5 protein-coding genes are annotated in these 7728 nt (G+C 40.1%); 3 read left to right on the top strand and 2 right to left on the bottom strand.

Annotated elements, in window-relative coordinates; all coding sequences use genetic code 11:
* Positions 1-136: 136 nt before the first annotated feature.
* From QJ048_RS11105 to QJ048_RS11095, 3 genes are all read left to right on the top strand, one after another.
* Positions 137-964 carry a universal stress protein gene (locus QJ048_RS11105; protein ID WP_282334420.1) on the top strand — a complete coding sequence of 276 codons (828 nt, stop codon included), beginning with the start codon at positions 137-139 and terminating at the stop codon, positions 962-964.
* 183 nt (positions 965-1147) lie between these two features.
* The gene (gene tig, locus QJ048_RS11100) at positions 1148-2527 is read left to right on the top strand and encodes a trigger factor (protein ID WP_282334419.1); all 1380 of its coding nucleotides are present in this window, start codon (positions 1148-1150) and stop codon (positions 2525-2527) included.
* A 190-nt stretch (positions 2528-2717) separates the two neighbouring features.
* Positions 2718-4292, top strand: a complete 1575-nt coding sequence (locus QJ048_RS11095; RefSeq protein WP_282334418.1) for a M1 family metallopeptidase — start codon at positions 2718-2720, stop codon at positions 4290-4292.
* 139 nt (positions 4293-4431) lie between these two features.
* On the opposite strand, the gene purU is transcribed toward QJ048_RS11095, so the two are convergent.
* Together purU and QJ048_RS11085 are read right to left on the bottom strand one after the other, a co-directional pair.
* Positions 4432-5271: a formyltetrahydrofolate deformylase gene (gene purU / locus QJ048_RS11090; protein WP_282334417.1), complete on the bottom strand. Its 840-nt coding sequence runs from the start codon at positions 5269-5271 to the stop codon at positions 4432-4434.
* A gap of 41 nt (positions 5272-5312) precedes the next feature.
* Positions 5313-7547, bottom strand: a complete 2235-nt coding sequence (locus tag QJ048_RS11085) for an FUSC family protein (protein ID WP_282334416.1) — start codon at positions 7545-7547, stop codon at positions 5313-5315.
* Between the last annotated feature and the right edge of the window lie 181 nt (positions 7548-7728).

Genomic DNA, 7728 nt, shown 5'->3' with positions numbered 1-7728 from the left:
ATTCAAATCTATAAATAAATAACAACTGTCGACTAATTTTAATTAGATTATTTATAATTATAATTTATTAAAAAATTAATTTTTCGAGAAAACATGCAGCCATTTCAATTGTAACTTTATAACTAAACGATGCATTATGAAAACAATACTAATTGGAGTGGATTATTCCGAAAGCTCAAAGAATGCTGCTTTGTATGGAGTAAAACTGGCAAAGTCATCTCAGTCAATGGTTATTTTGCAGCACGTTTATTTATTGCCCACACCTGTAAGTGAGGTTCCCTATCTTTTTACACCTTTTGATGATATTCAGCATGAGAATGAAAAGGAGCTTCAGAAAGAAGCGGAGAGACTATCTGAACTTGTGCCGGGTGTTGAAATTCAAACTATTGTAAGCGTGGGACTGCCTGCCGCCACGATAATAGATACCGCCGAAGAGAATAATGTCAATTTAATTGTTTTAGGCATGAAGCAATATGCTTCCGGTATGGAAAAACTGATAGGCAGTACAGCAGATGAAGCGTCCAGGCTTTCAAAGATCCCGGTTTTAGCTATTCCCCCCGGCTCGTCTTTTGAACCCATACAAACAGTAACCTACGCCACTGACTTTAGCTACAAATTAAACCCCATTGGACTCGAAACCTTAAAAACTATTTTGACGGATTTCAACGCCAGGCTCCAGATTGTTAACATTAAAAAGGTGGAAGAAGAAGTTTCAACTGTAGCTTATAATCAATGCGTTAGCAAATTTAATACGGTGTTTGAAGGCATCGATCACAATTTCTACACCCATATCAGTAACAAAGTAGAAGAGGGCTTGATGACCTTCTTGCTTGATAATCATTCACAAATACTCGTAATGGTGGCGCACCGCCACAACTTTTTCGCCCGCATTTTCAAAATTCAGCATACGAAGGAAATGCTTCACAGCACTTATATTCCGTTATTGATACTCAATGACAAGTAGAACAAATTAATAATTAACAATTAATAATTAGGAAGGCCGCATTCTTAAAAAAGGTGGCTCTCTGATTTTCAGCAGGTCGGAGTGTTGCTTTTTTAGGCGGGCTTCCCCTATTAATTATTCTTTATTAATTATTAATTATAATTACCTTTGCAGCCCAAATTAAAAATCTAAAATAAGTGCAATATGGCTACTGTTTCCAGGGAGAATATCGGTTTGCTGAATGACAAGATCACTGTTCAGGTGGATAAAACCGACTATTTACCTTCTTTCGAGAAAGCTTTAAAAAACTATAGCAAACAGGCTAACATCCCAGGTTTCCGTAAAGGAATGGTTCCTGTAGGAATGGTTAAAAAAATGTACGGCCAGTCTGTATTTACTGAAGAAGTTCTCCGTTCTGTTGAAAAACAATTGACGGATTACATGACAAATGAAAAGCTTGAGATTTTTGCACAACCTCTGCCTTTGCCAGAAAATGATGCTGCCAATCTTGATGTAAACAATCCGACTCCATATACTTTCGCTTTTGAAGTGGGTTTGAAGCCTGCTGTAAACACTGCAGATCTTGGTACCGCAAAAGTAAAACGCTACAATGTTGAGATCACTGATAAAATGATCAACGACGAAGTTGAGCGTTTACAAACACGCCACGGTAAAATGACAGATCCAGAAGCTGTAACAGGTGACGACAACGTGTTGAACGTTACTTTCATTGAAACTGATGCTGCAGGTAACGAACTGGAAGGTGGTGTTAAAAAAGACAATTCTCTTTTGGTAAAATACTTCGCTGAAGATTTCCGCAAAACCCTGATTGGTAAAAAAGCAAACGATACTGTTTCTTTACAATTGGGTAAAGCTTTCGGTGAAACAGAAAAAGACTGGATCCTGAACGATCTTGGTCTTGCAAAAGGACAAACTGCTGATGAGAAACACTTCAAACTGGAAATCACTAAAGTTGGTTTGATCGAAAAAGCAGAATTCAACGAAGAGTTCTTCAACGCTGCACTTCCTGGCAGAGAGATCAAGTCTGAAGCTGATCTTCGCAATGCAATTAAAGAAGACATTCAAAAATATTGGGATGCACAAGCTCGTAATCAAATCTACGACCAACTGTATCACTACCTGATCGACCAAACTAAAATGGAATTCCCTGAAGGCTTCCTGAAACGTTGGATGGAAACAGGCGGTGAAAAACCTAAAACTTCAGAAGAGGTAGCTGCTGAATATCCTTCTTTCGCTAACTCTTTGAAATGGACTTTGATCGTTGACCAATTGGTTAAAGATAACAGCATCGAAGTAAAACAAGAAGATATCCGCGAAGCAGCAAAAGCTCAGTTGTTCAGCTACATGGGCAGCATGGGTGCTCCTATGGATCTTGATCAGCCTTGGGTGAATGACTATGTAGAAAGAATGATGAAAGACAGAAAATTTGTTGAAGATACTTTCCACAGAATCCAAACTGATAAAATGTTTGAAGCTGCTGAACAAAAAGTTGCAGCTACTGATACTCCTATCAGCCAGGAAGCATTCGTAAAAATGACGGAAGAACATCATCACCATCACTAGTAGGTGAGATTGTAAAGTATATAAAGGCGCTCTTCGGAGCGCTTTTTTTATGTGCCATATACGATGTACGGGGGACGGTGTACGATGTACGAAATACATTGCGATGTAGCACCAAAACACTTTCGTACACCGTACATCGTACATTGAAGATCTGAGTTAACATTCCATTCCATTTCTTATCTTTCCTTTTATGAAAAGATCATTTGCTATTCTGCTTTTACTTTCCAATCATTTATTTGCACAGCATGAAAAAATAGACGTGCAGCAATACCAGTTTGAGTTGAATGTAAATGATACTACGGATATAATCAGGGGCAAAGCAACGATTCGTTTTAAAGCATTGCAGCAAAGCGACAACATTTCATTTGATCTCATTGGAGTTGATCAGAAATCTGGAAAGGGAATGAAGGTGATAAGCATAAAAGAGGACAATAGTGATTTGAAATTTCAATCGCAGACGGATAACATCACTATCAATTTTCAGAAACAGGTTGAAAGCGGCCGCGAAAAAACGATCACCATTACTTATGAAGGTATTCCTGCAGATGGTTTGATCATTGCAAAAAACAAGTTTGGCCATCGCACCATTTTTGCAGACAACTGGCCAACCCGTGCCCGCCACTGGATTCCATGCAATGATACACCAGCGGATAAAGCACGGGTTTCTTTCACTGTTATCGCGCCGGACCACTACCAGGTAATTTCAAACGGGCTGATAAAGGAAGAAACAAATTTGCCCAATCATATAAAGCTTACGCAATACGAAGAGAGTGTTGAACTGCCAACAAAAGTAATGGTGATAGGGCTTGCAGACTTTGCTGTACAACACAGCGGCGATGTTGATTGTGTTCCGGTATATAGCTGGATATATCCCGAGGATTTCGCTAAAGGCTTTTATGACTATGCTGTTGCTAAAGACATTCTCACATGGTTCATTACCAACGTGGGTCCCTATAGCTATAAAAAGCTAGCTAACGTGCAATCCACCACACGCTTTGGAGGCATGGAAAATGCGAGCGCCATTTTTTACGGAGAAGAAACGCTTAGCGGCAATGGCAGCAACGAGCCGTTACTCGCTCATGAAATTGCCCATCAATGGTTTGGCAATACGGTTACAGAAAAAAGCTTTGAGCATTTGTGGCTGAGCGAAGGCTTTGCTACGTATTACACAGACCTGTACCTTGAAGGAAAATACGGCAAAGCGAAACTTGACGAAAGGTTAAGAGATGAGCGTGACAAGGCAATAAAATTTTCTAAGCGAACAAATGCGCCGGTCATCAATCCAACGAGCGATTATGTGAGTTTGTTAAATGCGTTCTCCTACCAAAAAGGCGCATGGGTGTTGCACATGCTTCGCAGAAAATTGGGTGATGATATTTTTTGGAAAGCAATAAAAGAATATTACGGTGCATATCGTGGCAAAAATGCGAACACAGATGATTTGCGAGCGATTTTTGAAAAAGCAAGCGCTAAAGATTTAAAGCCTTTCTTCCAGCAATGGCTGTACACAAAAGAACATCCTGTACTTGATGTGTCATGGAAATATGATGCGAAGAAAAAAGAGATCGCTGTTACTGTTTTGCAACAACAAACAAAGGTTTTCGATTTTCCACTACAAATAAAAATTGGCACAGAGATTAAACAAATTGACGTTCGTGATGCAAAAACAGTCGTCACTTTTCCTTGCTCTGCAAAACCAGATGCAGTGTTGCTTGATCCTGAGGTTAACTTGTTTTTTGAAGGCAATTCTAAAGAGGTGAAATAGCAAGATTTACCACTAAGACACTAAGGACACTAAGTTTCACTAAGGCCTCATGATTGCAATTGGCACACAGACGACACTGATTAAACTGATTGGCGCTGATCTGTGCAAATCAGTTTAATCAGTGTCATCTGCGTGCTCTCTAATTGAAGATGATCGTTTTATTATTCATCACGAATATTCTGTCATCGAATACAAGTTTCAGGGCGTCTGCCAATACAGACTTCTCAATCTCATGCCCCGCTTCGCGCATGCCTTTTACATCATATTCATGATCAACGGGAATTGTTTTTTGTGTAATGATGGGACCTTCATCAAGGTCGTTATTTACAATGTGAGCGGTTGCTCCGATTAGTTTAACGCCACGTTCGTAGGCTTTTCTGTAGGGATTGGCGCCAATGAATGCAGGTAAGAAAGAGTGGTGAATATTGATGATCTTCTCTTCGAATTTCGCCACAAAATTTCCCGATAAAATGCGCATGAATTTCGCCAGCACAATATAGTCGGGATGGTATTGCTGAATGGCATCTATCACTCTTGCTTCAAACTCTTCTTTATCGTACAACTCATGATCGATGTGGTGAAAGGGGATGTCAAACCTTTCCGTAAAGTTTTTCAAAACATCATAATTGCCAATCACCGCCTTGATGTTTGCATGCAATTCATCAAAATGATGACGCACGAGTAAATCGCCCAGGCAATGATGCTCCTTTGTAACGAGCACTACAATATCTTTCTTCCTTCTCGGATGAATCATCAGCTTTGTATCGGCGGGAAGTGTGTTAAGCAGCTCAGTTTTTATTGATTCCACATCAAGTGGCCCCAGCAACTCAAGGCGCGAAAAGTAAGTATTTGTTTCGGGTTCCACGAATTCTTTCATCACCACTACGTTGATGTTATGGCTAAATAGAACACCGGTAATATTTGCGATCAGGCCCTGACGGTCGGCACATTTGATCAATAATATATGGCAGTCTTGCATCTGTATTCGTTCTGGTTGTTGAATTTAATATGACATTAAATTTACGGAGTATCAAATTTTCCCGCAATTTTTTCAATATCGATGGAAATCTTATGAATGTATTCAAACTGATCGGTGATTGTCTTCAATTGCGACAGCTGATGCCGTGTGTCTGTATCGAATGATCCTGCTTTAAGTTCCTGTACGCGTTGCGACAAAAGGTCCTCTACTTTGTTTCGTACAATGTATTTGCTTTCTTGTATTTGCGTCAGATCGTTCGTGCTTACACTATTACCTTCCAGGATAGCGATTGTGTTATCGAAATGCGATATACTATCGTCTACCAGTGGCAGAAAATCCAGCGAAACATGTTGCTGCGCGAAACTAAACACATAAGAGGCAAGCGTTGCAATGTGAGATGCAAGGATATGATTGGAAACCGTAAGCTGATAAATCTGCATACTATTTTTTTGCTTGCTGCGTGGCTCTGATAACATGCGCTGGAAAGCGTCTGAAAGATTACTTAATGCTACGAAACTTTCTTTCCTGAAAAATTTATATTGAAAATTGTTGAACTCTTTGCCGGTAAAAACTCTTGCAACAGCTTCGAAATATACAGCGTTTGCTTTAATGCAATTTGTAAGCAATTTTTTTATTTGCTCATGCTCCCATTTCGGCGGAATGAGCATTACGAATGCAAATGCAACAGCCGAGCCGATCGCCGTATCAATTACACGGTCCTGAATGACCCTTTGAAATTCATTATGCTTTAAGAAATAGAATGCAAGCAGAATATAAAAAGTCATGAAAATAACTGCGATAAAATATTGGAGACGCAGCAAGCTGTAAGCACCTAACATTCCGATGATCATTAACACTACCAAAACAACAGTCCTGTCTTTCAAAAAGTACAGGGTTGTGGCACCTATCACGGCCCCGATAACAGTTCCGGTAAGTCTTTGAAAATTTCGCTGTTTGGTTAGGCTATAAGCCGGTTTTAAAATAACCAGGATAGTAAGCAATATCCAGTAGCCATGGCCAACCGCTAATGCTTTTGACAAAAAGAATCCGGCCAACATCGCCAAACTCACACGCAACGAATGCCTGAAAATGTTTGAGTGAAAATTAATGTTGGTGAAGAACTGTCTTGTGCTGATGTCAGTATGCGATATAAACTGGTTGTAGTCAAGTGCAGTATCCTTTTCAATGTTCAGGTTCTTGTCATAACGTGTGTAGCGATGCATTGTCAGCAAGCGATTGCGAATGTCAACGATGCTGTCGAGGATATGCCTCAAACTAATGAAACCTTCAATATTCGTTTCATTGAGATGTTGGTGCCTGTAATCAGCAAAATGCGTTTTAAGTTCTTCGAGTGCTTTGGTAAGGTCATCATCCGCTACTGATTTTGTACCTTCCTGCAACGCGATGCCTATGTTTTCAAGTTCAGAAGCAAGTTTTAAAATAACCTCCTGAAACCGGTGCAGCATGTCATCATCAAAGCAATCCTGCAGCGCCTTATAATCCTGCTGGGAGGTCATAATGCGCTCAAAAAGATCAACGGAATCGAGAAAGGTCATTAACAAAACACGACCGGTGTGGGTGGTTTCTTTAACAATGCTTCTTGTTTTGAACAATACTTCGCGAACAAGGTTTTGCTTTGTGTGGATATGCACTTGCTCTTCCAGTAACGTCTTATATGTTTTTTCGTAATCAACGTTTTTATTATACAAAGAAGCTTTAATGCGGGTGTATTTTGCCAGCGATAGAATAGAATCGCCAATTGCCTGCTGGGCCAATTTATAAGGTCTCAACCTATTCAACAAAAGGCTCCATAGAAAATACCATATACCGCCGGCACCCACGAGTCCTGCATTTACAAATATTTCTTTTGTGGTGTAATTATCATCAATGTTCAATACCAGCAGCAAAAGCGCCGCAGCACCAATGGAAGAGGCCCGCAAACCGTATACGCCAATCATTGAGAAAGTGAAGGCCGACAGGGCCAGCAAAATGGCCAGCAGCCAAGGAACCCTAACAGTAAACCCTACTATAATGGCTCCAAGAAAAATAAGCAGAATGGTGATACGCATGGCATTTCTGCGGTGGTGCATCGGGCCGGGCGTGTCTACACTGCTCACACAAAGTGCACCCAGCACAAATGTGATGCCCATGGCCAGGTGACCGAGATAGGAAGAGAGCAATACGGGAATCATTACAGCGGCAGTAATGCGGAATCCTTCATTTACATAATAACTCGTCGTGAACTTTTTATATGCCTTTAATTCGTCTACTATCATCCTGCGGTGGTGTAATATTTTGTGAAGATAACAGGTGGAACGCAGATTTTCATGATTGTTAGATTTGAAATTTAAGATTTGAAATTTGAAATTGACTACCCGTCAAAGAAGAATGATTGGAGATAAACTCTTGCATCGGACGGCAAAACTCCTCAACAAATTTGATCTCAAATTTCAAATT

The organism is Pinibacter soli (genome assembly GCF_029961145.1).
Lineage (GTDB): Bacteria > Bacteroidota > Bacteroidia > Chitinophagales > Chitinophagaceae > Pinibacter > Pinibacter soli.
Note: the sequence above shows the minus strand (reverse complement) of the source record. Positions and strands in the feature narration are given on the sequence as shown.